We start from the raw sequence: 21,925 nt of genomic DNA on the forward strand, positions 1-21,925 counted from the left end.
CTCCTTCCGCTCGGGCCGCCGGTACTAATGCGCGCCGGCGTCCGCACCGACCGTGCTGCCCGCGGGCTCGGCCGGGCCGGGCTCGACGAAGCTGTACGGCGGCAGGGGACCGTTGACCCGCAGGTCGAGGTGAGGGTGGCTCTTGCGGACCTGCTCGACCGCGGCGAGGAAGTCCTCGGCCGTGTCCCGGGCCACCAGGAACGAGACGTTGAGGAGCCAGCCGGTGGACTCGGGGCCCACACGGACCGCCGCCGCGGTCGGGGTCAGCGCGTCCTGCACCGCGGTGGCGTCCTCGGTCTCCTTGCCCTTGACGGCGGCGGCGACCAGCTCGCCGAGCCGGAGCTTGTCGTCGTAACTGCCGCCCCCGGCGCGCCGGTTGGCCTCGGCCAGCGCGCGGGCGTCCGCGTTCTCGGCCATTACCAGGTGCAGGACGGCCTCTTCGACATGGGTGGCCTTGACGTTGTACTCGACCTTGCCGTCCAGCTCGCGCAGCCGCTCCAGGTAGTGGTCCGCGCGCTCGGCGAGCACCTGGGTCACGGTGTCGTCGTCGGGGGCCAGGTTCCCGAACCGCATGGGCAGCACACAGCCGCCCGCGCCGGTCTCGGCGAGCACGTTCTGGTGGGCGAGCAGGTCCCGGCGCTTGGGCCGCAGCCCCTCGGGGGCGTCGCTGACCACGGCGGCCAGCTCGCCGGCCGTGAGGACCCGCACCGGCAGCGGCGGCTCGCCCACGCCGGTCATGCCGGCGGGAAGAGAGGGGTGGGACCGGGCGGTGATGCCGTAGACGTACGTGCTCACTCCTGCTCCTCCTTCCGGCGGGCGGGGGCCTTACGGGCGCGCGGCCGGGCCTCGCCGCCCTCGTCACGGGCCTGCTTGAAGGCGTCGGATATGGTCTCCGCCGCGCCGGACAGGGCGCCCTTGGACTTGCCGCGGGCACCGGACTCGGTGACCTCGCCGACGATCTCGGGGAGCCCCGGGCTCTTGCTCGGGCCGGACTCCAGGTCGAGGCGGTTGCACGCCTCGGCGAAACGCAGATAGGTGTCGACGCTGGCGACGACGACACGGACGTCGATCTTCAGGATCTCGATGCCGACCAGGGAGACGCGCACGAACGCGTCGATCACGAGCCCTCTGTCGAGGACCAGCTCGAGCACGTCGTAGAGGCCGCTGCTGCCGCCTCCGCCTCCGGTCTGCTGTGCCGGGACAACGGTCATGCCGGCGTTTCCTCCTCCTGGCTAGTCGGTGCGCGGTTTTCGGTCCGTGCGCGGACGGTGGCCTAACGGCCGCCGCCACGCGGATCGGCCCTGCCGCGTTCGTAGCGGCGCACGCGCCGGTAGCCGCTGATCTGGCCCTCCGGGTCGAGTTCGACCTGGTAGCTCGCCATCAGGCTCATGGTGTCGGGAACCCTCACCAGTTCGAGGACCTCGACCTCCAGCAACCACCCGTCCTCCGTCTGCTCGAACGAGGACACCGACTCGGGAGCGAGACCGGTGAGTTCGGCGAGCTGGGCGCGCGCCTGGCGCAGCACCTCCATGGGGCGGGGACGGCGGTCGTCCGCCGCGTGCTCTGTGGTGTTGTGTGATTCCTGTGAGTCGTGTGACTTACGTGAACCTTGTGACTGCGATGTGTTGTTTGCGTTCGACATGGCCACCTCTCCCCTGCGGGTGGCCGCCACGCCCCTGGCCAAACCTCCGGAAGCCATCACGTGCCGCCTGCCGGCCTCCGTGGCTGGTCGGAGGGGACATGTGGGTCAGCTACACAGTGCGCCGAGCCGACTACGGGCGGTTTTCAGGGACGGCCGCGGTGCGGCAGACCGGCCCAGGGGTCCGATCGCGCCCGGTCCACAGCGTCGGCGACCGTCCAGTGGCGGGCGTCGACGCCGGGATCAGCCACCTCTTCCCAGGCTAGAGGCACCGCGACGGATGCGCCCAGCAAAGCGCGCACGGTGTAGGGGGCGACGGCGGTCTGCGCGTAGGCATTGCGCTGCACATCGAGGTAGAGACGGTCGCCGCGGTCCTCCTTGCGGGCGGCGGTGGTGAGCCGGTCCGGATGCCGGGACGCCAGCAACTCGGCCACGTCACGGGCGAATTCACGGACCTCGTCGAAGTCGGCGCGGCCGTCGAGGCGGACGACGAGATGGAGTCCGCGCGCGCCGGTGGTCATCGGGGCGGCGGGCAGCTCCAGTTCGTCCAGCAGCACCCTCAACCGGACGGCCGCCTCGCGCACTTGGGCGAAGTCGTCGCCCGGGGGGATCGAGGTCGAAGACGAGCGGGTCGGGGTGGTCGGGACCGGCGGCGCGGTCGGTGCGCGACAGCCAGCGGTGCAGGGTGATGCAGGCCTGGTCGGCGAGGTGGAGGAGGGTGGCGGTGTCGTCGCACACGGCGTGCGTGACCGTACCGCCCTCCTTGGCGACCTCGGCGCGGGTGATCCAGTCCGGATAGTGCTCCGGGATGTTCTTCTGCATGAACCGCTGGGCGTCGAGACCGTCCGGGTACCGCTCCAGCATCAGCGGACGGCCCCGCAGATGCGGCAGCATGTGGGGGGGCGACGGACCGGTAGCAGTCGGCGAGATCGCCCTTGGTGTACTCCTTGGCGCCCCCGCCGCCGGGGAAGAGGGCCTTCCCCGGCCGCTGGATCTGCACCGTGCGGCGGCCGGCCCGTATGGACCGCGCGCCGTCGCTCATCGCGGGACCGCCTCCTCGATCAGCAGTTTCGCCGCCGCCGTGATGCCGGCGGCGTCGATGCCGGCCGCGTGCAGCTGTTCGTCGGGCGCGGCCGAGCCGGGCATGGTGCGCACCGCGAGCCGGACCAGCCGGGGCACGGGCCGTCCGTCGCCGAAGGCCTCCGCGACCGCGTCGCCGAGGCCGCCCTCGGCGTGGTGGTCCTCCACGGTGAGCAGGCAGCCGGTCTCCTCGGCGGCCCGCCGCAGCGTGCCCACGTCGGCGGGCTTGACGGAGTACAGGTCGATCACCCGCACCGGGATGCCCTCCTCGGCGAGCCGGTCGGCCGCGGCCAGCGCCTCGGGCACGGTGACCCCGGCCGCGACGACCGTCAGCCGGTCCTCCTCGCCGGCGCGGAGCGTCTTGCTGCCGCCGACCGGGAACTCCTCCTCGGGGCCGTAGATCACCGGTGTCTTGCCGCGCGAGGTGCGCAGATAGCGGACGCCGTCGAGGCCGGCCATGGCCGCGACCAGCCGGGCGGTCTGGTTGGCGTCGCACGGATACAGCACGGTCGCGCCGTACACGGCACGGAACATCGCCAGGTCCTCCAGACCCATCTGCGAGGGCCCGTCCTGCCCGATCGCGACCCCGGCGTGCGAGCCGACCAGGTTGATGCCGGCACCGCTGATGGACGCCATCCGCACGAAATCGTGGGCGCGGGTGAGGAACGCGGCGAACGTCGAGGCGTACGGCAGATAGCCCCGCGTGGCCATGCCGACGGCCGCGGCGACCAGCTGCTGCTCGGCGATGTAGCACTCGAAGAACCGGTCGGGGTGGGCCTTGGCGAACTCCTCGGTGCGGGTGGAGTCGCCGACCTCGCCGTCCAGGGCCACGACATCGCCGCGGGCGCTGCCGAGCGCGGCGAGGGCCGCGCCGAAGGCGTCCCGGGTCGCGACCTGCTCGCCCGGGTCGTAGCGCGGGAGCTGGAGCACCTCGGTGGTCAGGTCGCGCAGCGCGGCGGCGGCCGGCGGCTCGCCGACCCGGACGTGCAGCGTGCGCGGTCCGCCGAGCTCGGCGACGGCCGCCTCGGCGTCCGGCAGCGGCTTGCCGTGGTGGCCCTCGAGGTCCTCGACGGCGGCGACGCCCTTGCCCTTGAGGGTGCGGGCGAGGATCACCACGGGCTGCCCGGTGGTGGACAGCGCCTCGCCGTAAGCCCGGTCGATCTTGTCGACGTCATGGCCGTCGATCTCGATGGTGTGCCAGCCGAAGGCCTGGAAGCGGCGGGCGTAGGCGTCCAGGTGGTGGCCGTGCCGGGTGGGGCCGCGCTGGCCGAGCCGGTTGACGTCCACGATGGCAATCAGGTTGTCCAGGTGCTCGTGCCCGGCGTGTTCGGCGGCCTCCCAGACCGAGCCCTCCGCCAGCTCGCTGTCGCCGCACAGCACCCACACCCGGTAGCCGACGCGGTCCAGGCGCTTGCCGGTGAGGGCGATGCCGACGCCGACGGGCAGGCCCTGGCCGAGGGATCCGGTGGCCGTCTCCACCCAGGGCAGCCGCCGGGGCGTCGGGTGTCCTTCGAGCCGGCTGCCCAGCTTGCGGAAGGTGAGCAGCTCGCCGTCCTCGATGGCACCGGCCGCCTTGTACACGGCGTACAGCAGGGGCGAGGCGTGGCCCTTGGACAGCACGAAACGGTCGTTGGCGGGGTGTTCGGGGCGTTCGAAGTCGTAGCGCAGATGGCGGGCGAGCAGCACGGCCATCAGATCGGCGGCGGACATCGAGGACGTGGGGTGCCCGGATCCCGCGGCGGCGGAAGCCCGCACGCTGTCCACACGCAACTGCTGTCCCAGTTCGGCGAGTTCGTCGGCGTTCATGAGTCTCCTTGCACAGAGTCGAAGGGGGTCGCGGTCCGCGGGATCAGGGGGCGGCGGGGTCCGGGGGGTCGGTGCGCTTGACGGGGCCGGGGGCGGGGTGGTCCCCCCGGCCCCCGCGCCCGGTGGCGGGGGGTTCGCTCGCGCGTTCCGGTTCGCCCGCCCGTCGCGGCCGTTCCGGCCCGCCCGGCACGCGTGCCAGCTCCGGGGAGGCCGTGTCCAGCGGGACCGACCAGGACCGTACGAGGCCCAACTGGACGCCCTGGCACGGCAGTACGGCGTCCAGCAGCCAGTCGGCGGCGACCCGGACGCGGTTGCCGGGCAGCGCGGCCAGGTGGTAGCCACGGGTGACGGCGCCGGCCGCCGGGCCGGACAGCGGGATGCCGAAGGGGTTGGCGGCGGCCCGCATCCCGCCGAGGTCGACCGCGAAACCCAGGTCGCGATGGCGGTACGGCCGCCGGCGCCGCCCGAGACCTAGCGAGGCGGCCACGTTCTCCCCGGCCACCCGGCCCTGCCGCCACGCGTGCTGGGCCGTCATCGGCGTGCTGGGCCAATCCGGGCCTTCGGACCCCCCGTTCCCCGGCCGCTCCAGGTCGGGTACGGCGGCCGCGTCCCCGCAGGCGAACACCTCGGGCCGGCTCGGCACCCGGAGATAGGGGTCCACGATCAGGCGGCCCCGCTCCAGGGGCTGCCCGACCGCCTCGACCAGCGGATCGGGGCGCACCCCGACACACCACACCAGGGTCCGCGAGGCGACGAACTCGCCGTCGGTGAGCAGCACCCCGTCGTGCGTGGCCTCCTTCACCGACGTGCCCATCCGCACGTCGACACCGCGGGCGCGCAGCACCCGGTCGGCCGTGCGGGACAGCCGCTCGTCCAGCTCCGGCAGCACGCGCTCGGCCACGTCCAGCAGCAGCCAGCGCGGCCGTACGCCGCCGGGCAGCGGGCCGCGGCGGGCCAGCCGGTCGGTGAGCAGCTGCATGTGCGCGGCGACCTCGGTGCCGGTGTAGCCGGCGCCGACCACCACGAAGGTGCACCGGGCGGCGCAGGTCTTCGGGTCGTCCTCCGCGGCGGCGAGTTCCACCTGCCGGGTCACGTGGTCACGCAGATACAGCGCCTCCGGCAGCCCGCGGAAGCCGTGCGCGTGCTCGGCAACCCCAGGGATGGGCAGCAGCTTGTTGACGCTGCCGACGCACAGCACCAGCCGGTCGTAGCCGAGACTGCCGGCGCCGCCCTCGGGGTCGGTGTAGTGGACACTGTGCCCGTCGAGGTCGATGTGGTCCGCCTCGCCGAGCACCAGCCGCACCCCGTGCAGGGTGCCCGGCAGTGACACGGTGACCCTGCGGGCCTCCAGGATGCCCGCGGAGACCTGGGGCAGCAGCGGCAGATACAGGAAGTAGTCGGTCGGGTTCAGCAGGGTGATGTCGGCCCGGTTCCGGGTCAGGCGGGCCAGTGTGCGCGCAGCCCGGTACCCGGCGAAACCGGCGCCGACGATCACGACATGAGGTCGGCTCACGGTGCGCCTCCGGCGGTGTGGCTCGTCCGAGGCTTTCCGCGTAACCGGGGCCGGGGCACCCAAACGCCGGGCGGGTCACCCGTCCGCCGGTCGGAGCACCCGAACGCCGCGCCGCGCCCACGGCGTTTCGCCCGCCGGGCGCCGGCTACCCGGCCCGGAACCCGATCGCACCGGACCAGCTCACACCGGACCGGCTTCGCCCGCGCGGAGGTCCTCCATGCCCGAGTACGGCTATTTTCTGGCGGGCGAGGAGCACGACCCCGCCGCTCTCGTCGAGCAGGCCCGGATGGCCGAGCAGGCCGGCTTCCGGGCGCTGTGGATCTCCGACCACTTCCACCCGTGGAACGACGCGCAGGGGCAGAGCCCGTTCGTGTGGTCGGTGATCGGCGCCCTGTCGAAGGCGGTGTCGCTGCCGATCGAGACGGCGGTCACCTGCCCGACGGTGCGGATGCATCCGGCGGTGACGGCGCAGGCCACGGCGACCAGCGCGGTGCTGACGGAGGGCCGCTTCCGGCTCGGCGTCGGCACCGGAGAGGCGCTGAACGAGCACATCCTCGGCGACCGCTGGCCGCCGCTGCATGTCCGTCTGGAGATGCTGGAGGAGGCCGTCCAGGTGATGCGCCGGCTGTTCACCGGCGAGGAGGTCAACCACCGGGGCACGCATTACACCGTGGACAACGCCCGCCTCTACACCGTCCCCGGCGAGCCCGTTCCGATCGACATCTCCGGCTTCGGGCCGAAGGCGACGTCGCTCGCCGCCCGGGTGGGCGACGGCTACATCACGATGGCGCCGCAGGAGGCGATGGTCGCGCGGTTCCGCAAGGGCGGGGGCGGCACGAAGCCGGTCAGCGGCGGGACGAAGGTGTGTTACGGCACCGACCGCGAGGAGTGCGTCCGTACGGTGCATTCGCTCTGGTACAACGAGCTGCTGCCCGGCGAGATGGGGCAGGTGCTGCCGGCGCCGCGGCACTTCGAGCAGCTGCACGAGCTGGTGAGCGAGGACATGGTGCGCGAGAAGGTCGTGTGCGGGGACGATGCCGAGCAGCATGTGTCCGCACTGGCGGCGTTCGCCGATGCCGGGTTCGACCGGGTGTACGTGAATCAGATCAGTGCCGATCAGCGGGGGTTCTTCGACTTCTACCGGACGAAGGTGCTGCCCCGGCTCGGCGGGTGAGACCAGGGGCCGACCCGGGCCTCGGGCCCTGTGGTCGGCCCCCGTGGTCAGGCGTGGTCAGGCCCTGTGATCGGGGGTCTGGGGCGGCTCCTTCGGCATCGGCGGATAGGGCAGCCCGAGGCCGCTCGGTGGGCCGGCCGGTGGGGTGCCGCCGATGACGTGAGCCGGGGGCGAGGGGTGGTGGTGCCTCGGGTGGGCGGCACCGCGGAGCACGAAGGCCACCGCGCCCAGGATCGCCGCCGTGATCAGGGCCGCCGCCCAGCCGGGCAGGCCGATCGCCAGGGCGAGGCCCAGCGCCAGGGCCACAGCGGCGCCCGCGTACAGGGCGGCGGCGCCGGACGCGGCGTAGAGCATGGCGGCGCGGCGCCGCTTGCGGGTCTGCTCGCGCAGCTCGTCGCGTACCGTCTCGCGTGCCACCTGTGCCAGTTCCTCGACGAGGTGCTTGTCCAGGTGTTCCAGATGTTCGGAACCGTTCATACCCTGCGGGTACCCGCCGGGCACAGCCGGTAACACGGGCGCCCTGCACGACCCCGGCCACCCCAACTAGGCTCTGGCGCATGGAGATTCTGGGCGCCTCGCTGCGTATCTGCGTCGACGACATCGAGACCGCGGTCCCCTTCTACGAGCGTCTGGCCGGCGGCAGAGCCCAGCGGTTCGAGCGCGGTGGGGTCCAGGTGGCCGCGATCGGCTCCTTTCTGCTGATGAGCGGGCCGGAGGAGGAACTGGAGATCCTGCGGAAGGTGGCGGCGACCATCGCGGTGAAGGATGTCGAGGAGGCCCACGGGCTGTTGACGGAGCTCGGCGCCCGGATCCTCGCGGGGCCGGTGCCGACACCGGGGGGCCGGAATCTTCTCGCGATGCATCCGGACGGGTCGGTCTTCGAGTACGTCGACCAGCGGACCTGAGCCCGCGGTTCAGGCCGGGTCCGGCCGCATCCGGAAGTCGTGGCCGGCGGGGAGAGGCTCGTCGGTGAGCCGGGACCACAGCCGGCCGAGCACCTCCTCGCCCTCGCGCAGGTCGGCGACCTCGAACCCCGCGTCGAACACGGCCCGCGCCTCGCCGTAGCGTCCCTCGGCGAGCAGCAGTTCGGCCTCCAGCAGCCGGAACCGGCCGCGTCGGCGGACGGCGGGCAGCAGCCGGTCCCACACGGCGCGGGCGTCCGCCGTGCGGCGCACCCGGAGCAGCGCCTGCAGGGTTTCCCGGCCGAGCGCGGCCACGGCGGCGGTCCAGGTCTCGCCGTCGTCGCGCCGCTCGCGGCACAGGTCGTCGAAGGCGTCCGCGTACCGTTCGGCGGCCCGCTGGTGGTGGCCGAAGTCCTGGTCGGCGACGGCCAGGCAGCGCAGCAGTGGCCAGAGGGACGGGGCGAGCGGGAGGGCGCGCTCCCAGCTGCGGACGGCCTGGGCGCGGTCGCCGGCGTGCCACTGGGCGACGCCGAGGTGGTACTCGGTGTGCGGGCCGGCCGGGGCGGTCTCCAGCATGTCCCGCCAGTGCGGGGCGACCAGGGTCTCGCCGGGCGGCCGTACCCGGCGCGGCTCGGGCAGGGAGCCGGTGCGCAGCAGTTCCCGCCAGGGCGCCTGGGCCTCGCCGAGGGTGGCCTCGGGGAACGGGGTGCCGGGCAGCTTCCAGTCGGCGCGCAGCACTTCGAGCGCGCCCCAGCCGGATCCGGCGGCCAGGATCTCGCCGGGTTCGGTGTCGGCGCACGGCTGCCAGGCCGCGTACGCCTCGTCGACGCGGGCGCGTGGCAGGGCGGACTCCAGGCGTTCCTCGGCGCCCCGGACGGCCCCGGTCCACTCCCCCGCGGGCGGTGCGTCGAGCGGGCCGTACGCCTCCAGCCAGGACACCTCGCTCTCGGCCTCCAGGCGGACGTGTTCCAGCTGGGTGCGGGCGAGCCCGGCCTGGATCTCGCAGTAGCCGCCGGTGCCGGGTTCGGTCAGCCACTCCTGCCAGCGCCGCCCGCCGGGCAGATGGCCCCAGACGAAGAGCTTGCGGCCGCGCAGGGTGTCGGTGGAGGTCTGCACCAGCCCGTGACCGTCGGCGTCCAGCGCGGCGATCCAGCGGCGGCGGCCGTCCGGCACCTCGTAGAAGTAGTCTGCGGCATAGGGGCTGTTGAGGGGGTGCGTGCGGTCGATGCCGTCGTACGACGGGACGGGCACGCGGCGCAAGCGGCGCTCGTAGCCGAAATGCCAGGCCTCCTCGGCGGGGGCCAGGACCCGGCACTCCTCCGGCACTGCGATGTTGGACCACCAGTAGGCCGGCACCGGCCGCTCGTGCGGGTTGCGGACGCGGACGCCGACGTAGAGGAAGTCGGAGCCGTCGGGCAGCCACAGGTCGACTTGGAACGGCAGGTCGCGCAGGCGCTCCCACTCCCACAGGCGCAGCATCTCGCCGCCGTCGGGGGCGGGGACGCGGGCGGCGTGCAGGGGTGCGCAGGAGAGGGTGGTGTGGCCGGTGGCGCCGATGTTCCATTCGATGCCGCCTGAGTACCAGGCGCCGTTGAGGGCGAAGTTGGCCGGCTGGAACACCGGGTTGCGGTAGAGGAGTTCGCGTCCGGTGGGCAGGTGGAGCAGGGAGGCGATCCGGCCGCCGAGGCCGGGCAGGACGGTGGCCCGCAGCCGGTCGTTCTCGATCACGAGGGCGTCGAGGGCGCGGGGCTCGCGGGTTCTGTCGTATCCGTCGCGGACGCGGACCGGGAGCAGGCTGCGCAGCGGCTCGTAGCCGAGCTGGCGGGCCATGTCCCCGGGCATGCCGTCCCGGTCGCGGTCCTCGATGCGGTGGACCTCGTCGAGGGGGCGCAGCGGGGGCAGGGGGTTGTCCGGGCCCAACCGCGCGGCGGGCAGCGTCAGTACCTCACGTCGGATCCTCGTCACGATCACCATGGAACCCGGCGTGCGCCGAGTCGGCCAGGGGATGCGCCGGTCAGGATTGCGCAAAGGGTGTGTTCAGGCAGGGGTGTTGCGCATCTCGGCGGTCAGCGCCCAGCGTTCGTGGTCGCGCCAGGCGCCGTCGATGTGGAGCATGTCCGGGGAGAACCCCTCCAGCCGGAACCCGGCGCCGCGCGCCATCGCGACGGAGGCGGTGTTCTCGGGCTGCACGTTGATCTCCAGCCGGTGCAGCCCCAGCGGTCCGAAGGCGTACCCGATGACCAGGTCGAGTCCCTCGCGCATCAGGCCGCGCCCGGCGGCGTGCGCGAAGGCGCCGTAGCCGAGGGCACCGCACTGGAAGCCGCCACGCACGATGTTGTTGATGTTGATGAAGCCGGCGATGTCCCCGCCGTCCTTCTCGCACACCAGGAACCCGGCCTTGGTCGGGTCCTCGATCAGCCGGCCCGCGTAGGCGGTGTAGGCCTCGTCGGTGTCCGGCGGGAACAGCCAGGGCCGGTGCAGGTCCTTGCTCTCGCGGGTCCGCGCGGTGAACTCCGGGCCGTCCTCGAGGGTGAAGTGCCGGATGGCGACGCGGGGGCCCTCGGCGAGGTAGTGGGGTGCGGTGTGCGGCATCCAGTCAGCTTACGGCGCCCCCGTCGGTGCCGTCTCGTGAAAAACGGCCCGGTCGGGGGCGTGGCGGGCGGCGCCCCGGGCCGGTTCAGCCGCCGACGACGGGCAGCCGCAGCACCCCGGTGTCCCCGGGCGCGCTGACCACGGTGACCGGCTTGATCCCCCGGTTCCCGACGTACGCGTCGTCGCTGGCCGCGATCACGAACCGCAGCCGGTGTCCGGGCGCGTACCGGTGCACGATGCCCGGCAGGGTGACGGTGAAGCTCCTGGTCACGTCGGGTACCCGGACCGGTGCGACGAGCCGGTGCACCAGCGTCTGGGTGCCGTCGGGTGCGACGTCGTAGAGCTTGGCGAACAGCACCAGCCGGTCGGCGGCGTCGCCGGAGTTCTGGGTGCGTTCGGCCGTCGGGGAGACGACCTTGAGGGTGACCTGCGGGGCGCCGGCGACGTCGAGGCTCCGGGTGAGCGTGGAGCCGGTCCAGGCGAGATAGGTGCCCTGGGTGTCGTACGGCGCCGGGTCGGGCAGGCCGATGGTGCCGGCCAGGGAGTTCTCCGAATGGCTCGTGGGAAGGAGCTGGTTGGTGTAACCGCGGCTGCCGCGGGCCACTTTCGCACGGTTGTCGACCAGCTTGCCGTCTCCGGAGAGGTAGAGGGTCCGGCTGAGGGCGGGGACGTGGTCGCCGGTGGCGTAGGTGTGGGCGGGGTCGGTGATCCAGTCCCGGTAGTAGGCGAAGGCGGGGCCGGTGCCGGTGGTGCCGTCCTTCCTCAGGTAGCGGTCGAACCAGGCGAGGATGCGCCGGCCGACATAACTGGCCTCCAGGTTGCCCTGGGACAGGTTGAGTTCACCGGCCGCGGGGGCGGTGCGGCCGCCGCTGTGGCCCCAGGACTGCCAGATCAGCGCGGTCGGGGTGCCCTGGGCCCGGAGCGTGCGGTAACCGGCCGTCGCCTCGTTGAGGTTGAACAGGGTGTCGGCCTGGCCCTGGACGAGCAGGGTGGGCGCCTGCACACGGGGCAGGTAGCTCGCCGGGGAGACGCTGCGGGCGTAGGCGAGCAGCCGGGCGGTGCGATCGGGCGGGTAGCTGCCGGAGTCGAGCGTGCGCACGGTGTCGCAGACCTGGGAGACGAAGTGCAGACAGGCCAGCGAGTTGATCCGGGACGGGTCGAGGCTCGGCGTGGTCAGCGGCTGGCTCTCGCCGATCAGGTAGAAGCCGTTCGTCCACTGCCACTTGAAGGCACCGGGCACCTCGCGCGCACCGACGGCGTTGTTCGGGTCCAGGGAGTAGGCGAGGTCGTTCCAGGTGAGGAGTGGGACGAGGGCGTCGATGCGGTGGTCGGCCGAGGCCGTGGCGGTCTGCACGGCGCCGCCGTAGGAGCCGCCGATCATGCCGACGCGGGGGTCGCCGGGGGCGTCGAGGGTGACGAAGTCGGCGCGGGTGCCGTCGTCGGCGGAGCGCTTGCCGCCGAGGAAGTCGACCAGTCGGGAGGCTGCCGCGCCGTCGATGCGGGGGTCGTCGAGGGAGATCAGGCAGCCGGAGCGGCCGAAGCCGAGGCCGGAGTAGACGAGGGAGACGTAACCGCGCTCGGCGAAGGCCTTGCCGATGGCGTCGGTGGAGCCGTCGGACTTGCTGCCGCCGAAGCCGTTGGTGGCGAGCACGGCGGGCGCGGGGTGCGCGTGGTCCGCTCCGGCGGGCCGGTACAGGTCGGCGTCGACCGCGCAACTGCGGCCGCCCGCCCGTACGGTGAAGGTCAGCGAGGTGACGGTGTACCGGCCGCCCGCGTGGGCCGGGCCGGCGCTGAGCGCGAGGGATGTGGTGAGGGCCGCGCCGAGGAGGGCGGCTCGGGATCGGGAGACACGGCGGGGCGCCGGTCGGGGCACGGGGACCTCCACGCTGAGGCACGCGAATACCGACCAATAGGTACTGGCCGAGAGCATGCTGTTGCACGTGTCAGGTGCCGGTCAATCCCCTGTAGGTGTGGTTTATTGACAGCGATTCAGTAGATGGCGGTTCAGCGCAGCGCGGTCTGGTCCAGCGTCAACGTGCCGGAATCGGCGTCCAGCTCGGCGGCCGCCCCGAACGGGACCGTCATCGCGTCGTCGCGGTGCCCGAACCCCAGTTCCTCGACGACGGGCACACCGAGTCCGCCGAGCCGGTCGGCGAGGACCGCGCGCAGTTGCTCGTACGGGCCGCAGTCGCGCCAGGATCCGAGCCCGATCCCGGCGACCCCGTCGAGCCAGCCGGAGCGCAGCAGCTGGGTCAGCAACCGGTCGACGCGGTACGGCGCTTCGCCCACGTCCTCCAGGAGGAGCAGCCCGCCCCGGGCGCCGGGCCGGGCGGACGGGGTGCCGAGGTCGGCGGCCAGCAGGCTCAGACAGCCGCCGAGCGTCACCCCTCGGGCCCGCCCCGGTGTCAGCGCCGCCCCGGCCGAAGCGAGCGTCCGCGCCGTCTCCGGAGCGAACAGGGTCGCCCGCAGATGTTCCTGGGCGCGGGCGCTCTTGACGAAGTCGACCCCGGCGGCGGCCGGTCCGTACAGGCTGACCAGGCCGAGCCGGGTGGCGAACGCCTGGTGCAGGACGGTGACGTCGCTGAAGCCGACGAACACCTTGGGCCCGGCAGCGCGCATCGCCTCCCAGTCCAGCAGGTCGACCATGCGCTGGGCGCCGTAGCCGCCACGGGCACACATGACCGCGGCCACGGACGGGTCGCACCAGGCCGCCTGCAGGTCCGCCGCCCGGCCGGCGTCACTGCCCGCGAGGTAGCCCAACTCGCCGTGCCTGTCGAGCACATGGGGTGCCACGACCGGGTCGAGGTCCCAGCCGCGCAGCACGTCGAGCCCCGCCTGGAGCCGTTCCTCGGGCACCGGCCCGCTGGTGGCGACGACGGCCACCCGGGCTCCCGGGGCCAGCCGCTCGGGCCGAGTCAGTTCCTTCACGTCTCCAGCTCCAGTCTCGGCACATCGGGCACGTCAAGCCCGAACACCTGGGCGTACAGGGAGAGTTCGGCCTCCAGGGCGCGCACCATGGTCTCGGCCCGCCGGAACCCGTGCCCCTCCCCCTCGAAGGCCAGATAGGCGTGCGGCACCCCCCGGCCCGCGATCCGGTCGAGGAAACGCGCGCACTGCGCGGGCGGGCAGATCACGTCGTCCAGGCCCTGGAGCAGCAGGAACGGCACGGTGAGCCGGTCGGCGTGCGCGGTCGGCGACCGGTCGGCGTACCGGGCCGGCACCTCGGCGAGCGGGCCGATCAGCGACTCCAGGTAGCGGGACTCGAAGTCGTGGGTCTCCCCCGGGCCCCAGGTGGCCAGGTCGAGCACCGGGTACAGGATCGTGCCGCAGGCATAGACGTCGGTGCTGGTCAGGGAGGCGGCGGCGGTCCAGCCGCCCGCGCTGCCGCCGCGGATCGCGAGCCGGTGCGGGTCGGCGGTGCCCTCCTCGGCGAGGGCGCGGGCGACCGCCGCGCAGTCCTCGACGTCGACCACGCCCCACTGCTCGCGCAGCCGCTCCCGGTAGGCCCGCCCGTATCCGGTGGAGCCACCGTAGTTCACCTCGGCGACCCCGATGCCACGGGAGGTGAAGTAGGCGATCGTCAGGTCCAGCACGAGCGGCGCCCGGCCGGTCGGGCCGCCGTGCGCCCAGATGACGTACGGCGCCGGCGCGCCGTCGGGCGCGGTCCGTTCGGGGTGGTGCGGCGGATGGACGTGGGCGTGCACCTCCCGGCCGTCCGGTCCGGTGAAGGTGCGGATCCGCGGCTCGGGGTAGTACGCGGGGTCGACGGCATCCCGGTGCCGGGCGCCGATGGCGCGGGCCCGGCCGGTGGGGGTGTCCAGCTCGACCACTTCGTACGCGGTACGGGGGCAGGCGCCGACGCCGACGACGCGTCCGCCGTGCACGGCGAGGGTGGCGCCGAACTCGGTCCACGGTCCGGCGATGTCGGCGATCTCCCCGGATTCTGTATCCAATATCCCGAGTACGGTCGACCCCCGACCGTGTACGGCCGCGACCAGACCGTTGTCCAGCGGCGCGAACCAGCGCAGACCCGGCTTCCACAGCGGCCCGGCGAACTCCTCCTCGCGCGGGCACAGCGGGGTGCCGTCCCGGTACAGGTTCCACCAGCCGCTGCGGTCGCTTGCATACAGAAGACGGTTGTCCGCGGACCATTCGGCCTGGGCGATCGACTCCTCCGGCCCGCCGGCCACCGTGTGGACGGTATACAGGAGGCCGTCGGCACCGATCTCGCCGACGAGCAGTTCCGTCCCGTCCCACGGCATGCGCGGATGGTCCCAGGCGAGCCAGGCCGCCCGGCGCCCGTCCGGCGAGACGCGGGGGCCGGTGACGAACCGGTGCCGGCCGTCGGTGAGTTCACGCACGGCGGACCGGTCCTCGGCGGCGGACCCGTCCAGCGGTACGGCCGCGAGGACCCGCCGTACGTCCGAGGGACCGTCCCCGGTGAACTCCTCCAGCACGCACCACACCTCGCCGCGCGCCAGGTCCAGATGGGGGTCCGCCCAGCGCAGTCCCCCGCCCACCGGGGACACGGGAGTCAGCGGGCGCGGCTCGCCGCCGGGCTCGTACCGGTACAGCCGCTGGTCGGCGAAGTGTGTGAACACCACGAGCGGCCCACCGTCGCGCATCGCCCCGGTCCACGGGCGGCCGCCGTACTCCACCACCCGGTTGCGCACGTTCCACGGGGCGGGCAGCACGGGCTGCTCCGCGCCCTCGGCCGTCCGCCGCACCAGCGTCCGCCGGCCGCCCTCGGCCGGCCGGGGCTCGGTCCACCAGACCTCGTCCCCGACGAAGCCGACCCACTCCGGCTGTCCGTCGTGCGCGGCGGCCAGGGCCGCGTCGACCGGCGACGGCCACGATCCGTACGGCGCCGTCCGCGCCTCGTCCCCCATCCCTTAGGCCGTCCGCAGGAAGCGGTCGAGCACCCGGACGCCGAAGTGCAGCGCCTCGACGGGCACCCGCTCGTCCACGCCGTGGAACAGCGCCTGGTAGTCGAGGCCTTCGGGCAGCTTCAGCGGGGCGAAACCATAGCCGGTGATGCCGAGCCGGGAGAACTGCTTGGCGTCCGTGCCGCCGGACATGCAGTACGGCACCACGTGCCCTTCGGGCGCGAACTCCCGCACGGCGGCCCGCATCCTGGCGAAGGTCGGCGAGTCCACCGGCGCCTGAAGGGCCACCTCCCGGTGCGCGAACTCCCAGCTCACGCCGGGTCCGGTCAGGTGGTCGAGGGTGGTGCTGAACTCCTCCTCGGCGCCCGGCAGATAGCGCCCGTCGACGTAGGCGACCGCCTCGCCGGGGATCACGTTCAGCTTGTAACCGGCCTCCAGCATCGTCGGGTTGGTGCTGTTGCGCAGCGTCGCCTCGACCAGCGCCGCCGCCGGGCCGAGCTTCTCCAGCAGCAGGTCCACGTCCGAGAAGTCGGGTTCGACGCCGTACAGGGCGGCGAGTTCGGTGAGTGCGGCCCGCACGGTCGGGGTGAGCCTGAGGCGCCACTCGTGCTCGCCGATGCGGGTGACGGCGGCCGCCAGCCGGGTCACCGCGTTGTCCTTGTTCACCTTGGAGCCGTGCCCGGCCCGGCCGCGCGCGGTGAGCTTGAGCCAGCCGGTGCCCCGCTCCCCCGCCGCGATGGGGTAGAGCTGCCGGCCGGCGCCGTCGTGGAAGGTGAAGGCCCCGGACTCGCTGATGCCCTCGGTGCAGCCCTCGAACAGCCCGGGGTGGTGGTCGGCGAGGAACCCGGAGCCGTCCTCGGCGCTGGCCTCCTCGTCGGCGGTGAACGCGACGACGATGTCCCGGCGCGGCCGTACGCCCTCCCGGGCCCAGGCACGCACGACGGCGAGGATCATCGCGTCCATGTTCTTCATGTCGACGGCGCCCCGCCCCCACACCACCCCGCCGCGGATCTCGCCGGAGAACGGGTGCACGCTCCAGTCGGCGGCCTCCGCGGGCACCACGTCGAGGTGACCGTGGACCAGCAGCGCGTCGGCGGACGGGTCGGTACCCTCGATCCGCGCGACGACGTTGGTGCGCCCCGGTGTCCGCTCCAGCAGCACCGGTTCCAGTCCCGCCCCGGCCAGCCGCTCGGCCGCGTACTCCGCGGCGGGCCGCTCCCGGCAGTCCCCGCCACCCCGGTTGGTGGTGTCGATCCGGATCAGTCCGGAGGTGAACTCCACCACCTCGTCGAGGGCCTGCTGGTCAGCCATACTGCTCCTCCACGGCGGCGGAGACGATCGTGGTGACCGCCTTGAACGTCCGGATCCCCTCATACATGGTGGCGCTGGTGTACGCCACCTTCCGCTCCCCGATGCGCGCGACCCCGGGCACCACGGTGGCGGCCATCGCCAGGTGCTCGGCGTCGAACTCCACCGCGACCGTGAACGGCCCGGCCTCGACGGGCGCGTGACGCGCCGCCAGCCGGGCGGCCTCCTTCGCGGCGGCGCGGATGTCGGCGGCGGTGCGCGCGGGTGTCCGGCACACCGCCGCATACCGGGACACATGGTCCTTCACCGCGACCTTCAGGGCCTCCGGTGCGTACCCGAGCGCGTCCTCGCAGGCGAGGTCGTCGCCGGTGACGAGGACGACGGGTACGCCGTACTCGGCGACGACGTGCGCGTTGAGCAGACCCTCGCTGGCGCGGACGTCGTTGAGCCACACCCCGGTGATCTGGTTGGCGAGATAGGTGTGGGCGAGGACGCCCTCCATGCCGGCGCCCGCGTGGTAGCCGACGAACGCGATGCCGTCGACGTCGCCGTGCTGCACACCCTCCACCATCGACAGCGCCTTGTGCCGCCCGGTGAGCATCTCGACCCGGTCGTCGAGCCGCTCCAGCAGCAGGTTGCGCATGGTCCAGTGGGCCTCGTTGACGAGGACGTGCTCTGCCCCGCCGTCGAAGAAACCCTGCACGGCGGCGTTCACGTCCGAGGTGAACATCCCCCGGCACCGCTCCCACTGCGGCGTCCCCGGCAGCACATCGGCCGGCCAGGTGACACCCGTGGCTCCCTCCATGTCGGCACTGATGAGGATCTTCATGGTGCTTCACGTTACGCGCTGGCGAGGAAACTTCCTACGAGGCGGCGGACATGGGGCTCACCGGATGGTCCTGCCCGTACACCCCTGGCCGAGGTCGTACGGGCAGGCCCATCAGCCCCGTACGGGGCCGCCGGGCATCCGGTCTCAGGCGGCCTTCAGCTCCAGCAGCGACGCCACCAGCCGGTCCACCTCCTCCCTCGTGTTGTACAGCGCCAGCGACGCGCGGGCCGCCGAGTCGAGGCCGTAGTGGGCCAGGGCCGGCTGGGCGCAGTGGTGGCCGGCCCGGATGGCGATGCCCTCGCCGTCCAGCCAGTCGGCGATCTCGGTCGGGGTGTGGCCGGGCAGGGTGAAGGTCAGTACGCCGATCCGCTCGGCCGCCGCGCCCAGCAGTGCGAGGCCCGGGACCTTGGCCAGGGCCTCCTGTGCGTAGGCCATGAGCTGCGTCTCGTAGTCCGCCACCGCCTTGCGGTCGAAGGCCGTCAGCCAGTCGAGGGCGGACAGCAGGCCGGCCACACCGCAGATGTGGCCGGTGCCGGCTTCGAAGCGGTGCGGGGCCGGGGCGTACGTCGTACGGTCGAAGCTCACCGACTCGATCATGTTGCCGCCCGACTGCCACGGCGCCATGGTCCGGAGGATCTCCGGCCTGGCGTACAGGGCGCCGATGCCCGTGGGCGCGTAGATCTTGTGGCCGGAGAAGGTGTAGAAGTCGGCGTCCAACTCCTGTACGTCGACGGGAAAGTGGGCCACGGCCTGTGCCCCGTCCACCAGCACCTTCGCCTGGTAGCGGTGGGCCAGCGCCGTCATCTCCCGCACCGGTGGCACGGTGCCGAGGACGTTCGAGGCGTGGCTGATGACCACGAGCCGGGTGCGCGCGGAGAGCAGATCGGCGTACGCGTCCTGGTCGATGCTGCCGTCCGGCCGCAGGGGTACGGGTACGACGCGGGCCCGTGTCTCCTTGGCCACCGACTGCCAGGGCACGATGTTCGCGTGGTGCTCCAGCACCGGTACCAGGACGTCGTCGCCGGGGCCGAGATGGGCGCGCCCCCAGCTCTGCGCGACCAGGTTGATCGCCTCGGTCGTTCCCCGGACGAAGACGATGCTCTCGGGCGAGGGCGCGCCCAGGAACCGCGCGACCGTGGCCCGGCCCGTCTCGTACATCTCCGTCGCCTCGCGCGCCATGGTGTGCGCGCCCCGGTGGATGTTGGAGTTGGCGGAAGCGTAGAACGCCGCCAGCGTCTCGATCACCTGCCGGGGCTTGTGCGTGGTGGCGCCGTTGTCCAGCCAGATCAGCGGGTGGCCGTTGACCGTCCGGTGCAGGATCGGTACGTCCCGGCGGGCCGCCTCGGGCGAGAAGCCCTGGGAGGCGCCGGACGGCCGGGGAACGTCAGGAGTAGTCATGGTACTTGGACACCTCGACGTTCTGGAGCACCGCGAGCGCGTCCTCCACCAGTACCGCCGCGTTGAAGTACGCCGTCATCAGGTACGACGTGATGCCCTTCTGGTCCACGCCCATGTTCTTCATCGCCAGGCCCGGCTCGACCTCGTCGGGGACCTTCGAGGGCCGCAGGCCCACCACGCCCTGTTCCGCCTCCCCCAGCCGCATCAGCAGGATCTCGGTCGTACCCACGCCCGCGCCCCCGGAGAACCGCACCTTGTCCGACGGCAGCAGCGGCACCCCGCGCCAGGTCAGCAGCGGGCTGCCGAAGCGGTTCTCGATCACCGGGGGCACGCCCCGGCGCGTACATTCCCGGCCGAACGCCGCGATCGCCTTCGGGTGGGCGAGGAAGTACGCGGGCTGCTTCCACACCCGCGTCAGCAGCTCGTCCAGGTCGTCGGGGGTGGGCGCGCCGGTGCGCGTCTGTACGCGCTGGCCGGGGGCGACGTTGTGGAAGAGCCCGAACTCCGGGTGGTACAGCATCGAGGCTTCCTGCCGCTCGCGCAGTGCGTGCACGGTGAGGTTGGCCTGGGCCCGTGTCTGGTCGATCGGCCCGTTGTAGAGGTCGGCGACGCGGGTGTGCACGCGCAGCACGGTCTGCGCGAGCGTCATGTGGTACTCGCGGGGCGTGTCCTCGTAGTCGACGAACGTCCCCGGCAGGTCCGGCTCGCCGTCGTGTCCCGCGGTGAGGTCGACGGGGACCTCGGCACCGGCCATGACGTCGGCGCCGGCGACGTACGCGTCCACCGCGCCTCGTAAGGTGCCGTCCCGCTCGCTGAGCCGGGCGAGTTCCGTGCGCTCCAGGCAGAGGGCGACACCGGCGGTCAGCGCCTGCACCCGGTACGGCATGGCCTCGGCGCGGGTCCAGGTGCCGAGGTCGAAGAACTGGCCGTCGCCGATGACGTCGAGGAGCGCGTCCGCGCCGTACTGCCCGGTCGCGCGCTTCTCCGCGCGCCCGTGCACGATCACCCACAACCGGTCGGCCGGGACGCCCTCCTGGGCCAGCACCTCGCCCGGCTCGAAGCACACCTGCGTGAACGCGCCGGCCAGTTCCTCCAGCAGTGTGTCGTCCGCCTCGCGCAGGTACGGCAGTTCCCGGAGATCGCCCGCGATGACGCGCGGCGTGGCGTCGTCGGTCGTGCTGATGCGGTCGTCGCCCAGGACGTACGTACGGCGCCGGTTGACCCGGTAGACGCCGGACTCGACGTCCACCCAGGGCAGCGCGCGCAGCAGATAGCGCGGCGTGATGCCCCGCATCTGCGGTGTCGTCTTGGTCGTGTTGGCGAGTTGCCGTGCGGCATCCGGGCCGAGGCTCAACCGCTCACTCATGAGAACTCCTCGCAGGTAGGGCGATGGCACGAGGAGGGATCGTCTTCCCGTCGACCGGTTCATCACAAGAGAGCATTTATCCGCTCATGGCGGGAATCGCCGTCCGCACACAGCTTCGAGAGCCGCACGCACACCCGAGCAGCCTTTGTCGCCGCAGGTCGCGGCACGCGAGGGTGACGGGGATTTTCTACCGGCACGGGGGCCGCCGTACCTTCAAATCATCCGCAAAGGGCCGAATTTCATCTCATATAAATACTTTGTGAATCCCAAAGGGACAGTTATTGGTGACGCCAGAAGTCCTCCCACGCCTGTCGCTGGATCTCCTCGGTGTTCGCGAGGAGCTTCTCCAGGGGCTCTACCGGCCCTGAAGGACGGGAGGGCAACCGGGTGAGAGTGTCGTAGAGGTACTGGCAGGCTTCGGCCTCGGTGGCGAAACGCCGTATGACGCTGTCCTTGGAGCGTTGACGCAAGCCGACGGTCCAGGCATCCGCCTCAGGGCGCAGGAAGTAGTAGGCGTCCGGTTGCACGGGCACATCGTGGACACCGGCAATCTCGTAGAACGCCTCGGGAACGGCCGCCTCGCGGAGTCTTTCGACGAGTTCTGCGCCGTCCATGAGATCCGCCCTTTCGCCTGCCTCAGAGGTGGCTCGGACGGGTAGGTCCGAGGCCACCCCGGGCGTCGTTTCGTCAGGTGGGAATTTCCTCCAGCTTGTGTTCCATGGCGAGCTGGGGAATCTTCTCGAGCGTCATGTACTGGAGTCCCAGGCCGGGCTGGCCGAACCAGGGACGGATCGGGCCGGCCTCGACGGTGAACGGCTGGAGGACCCGGTACAGGTGGTAACTGAACGGACAGTTCACGACATACTGGTCGAGATTGCTCGGCGGGATCGCGCGCTTGGCGTAGGGCGTGCCCGCGGGGGCCAGGAAGTTGCCGAAACCGCTGCCGAAGAGGTCGACCAGCTGGCCCTTGCGGAGCGTCACAGGGTGCTCGACCGGCTTGCCGTTCTTCAGCACGAAGCCGTCGTGGTCAGGGAACCACCAGCCCGGCCTCTGCGTCGCGGGGTCGGTCTGCCAGTAGCACGCGAGGAACCGGTTGGCGGAGGTGTGGTCCGTGTGCTGATAGCCCTTCAGCATCTTGCCGAGAGGCCCTGTTCGGGGCAGGAACTTGGGTCCCAGCCGCCAGTCGTCGCGGAAGTAGGGCGTGTACTGCTTCGGCGGTTCGAACCCGGGCACGCGGGTGCGGTGCGTGGTCGGGCAAAGAGTCGTGTTCCCCGCACGGGGGTGGCCGGCGTGGGCCGTGGCCGGGGAGGTGCCGACCAGCAGGAGGAGCGAGGCGAGGGCGCTCCCCACGAAGGCGCGCGGTACGCGCATTCGGTGTCCCTTCTCTTTTGACGCCAACCGGGCGCCGCGTGAGCGGCGGGCAGCCGGTTCG

At 72.5% G+C, this 21,925-nt stretch carries 19 protein-coding genes and 1 pseudogene; 2 read left to right on the forward strand and 18 right to left on the reverse strand.

What is annotated here, in order from left to right; translation table 11 throughout:
• Positions 1-24: 24 nt before the first annotated feature.
• The 6 genes and pseudogenes from BFF78_RS08905 to BFF78_RS08930 form a co-directional block, all read right to left on the reverse strand.
• Positions 25-795, reverse strand: coding sequence for a GvpL/GvpF family gas vesicle protein (locus BFF78_RS08905; RefSeq protein ID WP_069777797.1), 771 nt, complete (start codon positions 793-795; stop codon positions 25-27).
• The gene (locus BFF78_RS08910; protein ID WP_069777798.1) at positions 792-1,211 is read right to left on the reverse strand and encodes a gas vesicle structural protein GvpA; all 420 of its coding nucleotides are present in this window, start codon (positions 1,209-1,211) and stop codon (positions 792-794) included. Before BFF78_RS08910 ends, BFF78_RS08905 begins: the two co-directional genes overlap by 4 nt.
• A 62-nt stretch (positions 1,212-1,273) precedes the next feature.
• A complete protein-coding gene (gene gvpO / locus BFF78_RS08915) occupies positions 1,274-1,642 on the reverse strand; it encodes a gas vesicle protein GvpO (RefSeq protein WP_079161227.1) in 369 nt (122 codons plus the stop codon).
• Between the two features lie 105 nt (positions 1,643-1,747).
• A pseudogene (ligD, locus tag BFF78_RS08920) lies at positions 1,748-2,681 on the reverse strand (non-homologous end-joining DNA ligase).
• Positions 2,678-4,525 (reverse strand): transketolase, encoded by a 1,848-nt coding sequence (locus tag BFF78_RS08925; RefSeq protein ID WP_069777800.1) that lies wholly within the window; start codon positions 4,523-4,525, stop codon positions 2,678-2,680. The pseudogene ligD and the gene BFF78_RS08925 overlap by 4 nt, the downstream one beginning before the upstream one ends.
• A gap of 43 nt (positions 4,526-4,568) precedes the next feature.
• A complete protein-coding gene (locus BFF78_RS08930; RefSeq protein WP_193433430.1) occupies positions 4,569-6,038 on the reverse strand; it encodes an NAD(P)/FAD-dependent oxidoreductase in 1,470 nt (489 codons plus the stop codon).
• Positions 6,039-6,255: 217 nt separating this feature from the next.
• Between BFF78_RS08930 and BFF78_RS08935 the strand changes: the two genes are divergently transcribed.
• Complete coding sequence (locus tag BFF78_RS08935; RefSeq protein ID WP_069777802.1) at positions 6,256-7,212, forward strand: TIGR03557 family F420-dependent LLM class oxidoreductase; 957 nt, start codon at positions 6,256-6,258, stop codon at positions 7,210-7,212.
• A gap of 57 nt (positions 7,213-7,269) precedes the next feature.
• Here BFF78_RS08935 and BFF78_RS08940 read toward each other — a convergent pair whose 3' ends face one another.
• Positions 7,270-7,689 carry a phage holin family protein gene (locus BFF78_RS08940; RefSeq protein ID WP_069777803.1) on the reverse strand — a complete coding sequence of 140 codons (420 nt, stop codon included), beginning with the start codon at positions 7,687-7,689 and terminating at the stop codon, positions 7,270-7,272.
• An 80-nt stretch (positions 7,690-7,769) separates the two neighbouring features.
• Between BFF78_RS08940 and BFF78_RS08945 the strand changes: the two genes are divergently transcribed.
• A complete protein-coding gene (locus BFF78_RS08945; protein WP_069777804.1) occupies positions 7,770-8,117 on the forward strand; it encodes a VOC family protein in 348 nt (115 codons plus the stop codon).
• Positions 8,118-8,126: 9 nt separating this feature from the next.
• Here the strand turns inward: BFF78_RS08945 and BFF78_RS08950 are convergent, their stop codons facing one another.
• From BFF78_RS08950 to BFF78_RS09000, 11 genes are all read right to left on the reverse strand, one after another.
• On the reverse strand, positions 8,127-10,088 hold the full coding sequence (locus BFF78_RS08950; RefSeq protein ID WP_069777805.1) for a DUF5107 domain-containing protein: 1,962 nt from the start codon (positions 10,086-10,088) through the stop codon (positions 8,127-8,129).
• A gap of 63 nt (positions 10,089-10,151) precedes the next feature.
• Positions 10,152-10,706 carry a GNAT family N-acetyltransferase gene (locus tag BFF78_RS08955; RefSeq protein WP_069777806.1) on the reverse strand — a complete coding sequence of 185 codons (555 nt, stop codon included), beginning with the start codon at positions 10,704-10,706 and terminating at the stop codon, positions 10,152-10,154.
• 85 nt (positions 10,707-10,791) lie between these two features.
• On the reverse strand, positions 10,792-12,636 hold the full coding sequence (locus tag BFF78_RS08960) for a CocE/NonD family hydrolase (protein WP_079161228.1): 1,845 nt from the start codon (positions 12,634-12,636) through the stop codon (positions 10,792-10,794).
• Positions 12,637-12,710: 74 nt separating this feature from the next.
• Entirely contained in the window at positions 12,711-13,634 is a 924-nt protein-coding gene (locus BFF78_RS08965) for a S66 peptidase family protein (RefSeq protein ID WP_069777807.1), read from the reverse strand.
• Positions 13,631-15,595 carry a prolyl oligopeptidase family serine peptidase gene (locus BFF78_RS08970; RefSeq protein WP_069777808.1) on the reverse strand — a complete coding sequence of 655 codons (1,965 nt, stop codon included), beginning with the start codon at positions 15,593-15,595 and terminating at the stop codon, positions 13,631-13,633. Before BFF78_RS08970 ends, BFF78_RS08965 begins: the two co-directional genes overlap by 4 nt.
• 3 nt (positions 15,596-15,598) lie before the next feature.
• Positions 15,599-16,903: a M20/M25/M40 family metallo-hydrolase gene (locus tag BFF78_RS08975; protein ID WP_069777809.1), complete on the reverse strand. Its 1,305-nt coding sequence runs from the start codon at positions 16,901-16,903 to the stop codon at positions 15,599-15,601.
• A complete protein-coding gene (locus BFF78_RS08980) occupies positions 16,896-17,729 on the reverse strand; it encodes a M55 family metallopeptidase (protein WP_069777810.1) in 834 nt (277 codons plus the stop codon). Before BFF78_RS08980 ends, BFF78_RS08975 begins: the two co-directional genes overlap by 8 nt.
• A 144-nt stretch (positions 17,730-17,873) precedes the next feature.
• Positions 17,874-19,127: a cysteine desulfurase gene (locus BFF78_RS08985; protein WP_079161229.1), complete on the reverse strand. Its 1,254-nt coding sequence runs from the start codon at positions 19,125-19,127 to the stop codon at positions 17,874-17,876.
• The gene (locus tag BFF78_RS08990; protein ID WP_069777811.1) at positions 19,114-20,493 is read right to left on the reverse strand and encodes a family 2B encapsulin nanocompartment shell protein; all 1,380 of its coding nucleotides are present in this window, start codon (positions 20,491-20,493) and stop codon (positions 19,114-19,116) included. The genes BFF78_RS08985 and BFF78_RS08990 overlap by 14 nt, the downstream gene beginning before the upstream one ends.
• A 278-nt stretch (positions 20,494-20,771) precedes the next feature.
• Positions 20,772-21,107: a hypothetical protein gene (locus BFF78_RS08995; RefSeq protein WP_069783472.1), complete on the reverse strand. Its 336-nt coding sequence runs from the start codon at positions 21,105-21,107 to the stop codon at positions 20,772-20,774.
• Between the two features lie 73 nt (positions 21,108-21,180).
• Positions 21,181-21,864, reverse strand: coding sequence for a TNT domain-containing protein (locus BFF78_RS09000; protein ID WP_069777812.1), 684 nt, complete (start codon positions 21,862-21,864; stop codon positions 21,181-21,183).
• Positions 21,865-21,925 lie beyond the last annotated feature (61 nt).

Origin of the sequence: Streptomyces fodineus (assembly GCF_001735805.1) — a bacterium.
In the GTDB taxonomy this organism is placed as follows: domain Bacteria; phylum Actinomycetota; class Actinomycetes; order Streptomycetales; family Streptomycetaceae; genus Streptomyces; species Streptomyces fodineus.

What these genes read in the sequence shown, in the direction of transcription:
- BFF78_RS08995 (WP_069783472.1), bottom strand. Translation starts at nt 21,107, where the DNA reads ATGGACGGCGCAGAACTCGTCGAAAGACTCCGCGAGGCGGCCGTTCCC.
- BFF78_RS08950 (WP_069777805.1), bottom strand. Translation starts at nt 10,088, where the DNA reads ATGGTGATCGTGACGAGGATCCGACGTGAGGTACTGACGCTGCCCGCC.
- BFF78_RS08960 (WP_079161228.1), bottom strand. Translation starts at nt 12,636, where the DNA reads ATGCTCTCGGCCAGTACCTATTGGTCGGTATTCGCGTGCCTCAGCGTG.
- BFF78_RS08925 (WP_069777800.1), bottom strand. Translation starts at nt 4,525, where the DNA reads ATGAACGCCGACGAACTCGCCGAACTGGGACAGCAGTTGCGTGTGGAC.
- BFF78_RS08970 (WP_069777808.1), bottom strand. Translation starts at nt 15,595, where the DNA reads ATGGGGGACGAGGCGCGGACGGCGCCGTACGGATCGTGGCCGTCGCCG.
- BFF78_RS08940 (WP_069777803.1), bottom strand. Translation starts at nt 7,689, where the DNA reads ATGAACGGTTCCGAACATCTGGAACACCTGGACAAGCACCTCGTCGAG.
- BFF78_RS08910 (WP_069777798.1), bottom strand. Translation starts at nt 1,211, where the DNA reads ATGACCGTTGTCCCGGCACAGCAGACCGGAGGCGGAGGCGGCAGCAGC.
- BFF78_RS08980 (WP_069777810.1), bottom strand. Translation starts at nt 17,729, where the DNA reads ATGAAGATCCTCATCAGTGCCGACATGGAGGGAGCCACGGGTGTCACC.
- BFF78_RS08935 (WP_069777802.1), top strand. Translation starts at nt 6,256, where the DNA reads ATGCCCGAGTACGGCTATTTTCTGGCGGGCGAGGAGCACGACCCCGCC.
- BFF78_RS08955 (WP_069777806.1), bottom strand. Translation starts at nt 10,706, where the DNA reads ATGCCGCACACCGCACCCCACTACCTCGCCGAGGGCCCCCGCGTCGCC.
- BFF78_RS08990 (WP_069777811.1), bottom strand. Translation starts at nt 20,493, where the DNA reads ATGAGTGAGCGGTTGAGCCTCGGCCCGGATGCCGCACGGCAACTCGCC.
- BFF78_RS08975 (WP_069777809.1), bottom strand. Translation starts at nt 16,903, where the DNA reads ATGGCTGACCAGCAGGCCCTCGACGAGGTGGTGGAGTTCACCTCCGGA.
- BFF78_RS08945 (WP_069777804.1), top strand. Translation starts at nt 7,770, where the DNA reads ATGGAGATTCTGGGCGCCTCGCTGCGTATCTGCGTCGACGACATCGAG.
- BFF78_RS09000 (WP_069777812.1), bottom strand. Translation starts at nt 21,864, where the DNA reads ATGCGCGTACCGCGCGCCTTCGTGGGGAGCGCCCTCGCCTCGCTCCTC.
- gvpO (WP_079161227.1), bottom strand. Translation starts at nt 1,642, where the DNA reads ATGTCGAACGCAAACAACACATCGCAGTCACAAGGTTCACGTAAGTCA.
- BFF78_RS08985 (WP_079161229.1), bottom strand. Translation starts at nt 19,127, where the DNA reads ATGACTACTCCTGACGTTCCCCGGCCGTCCGGCGCCTCCCAGGGCTTC.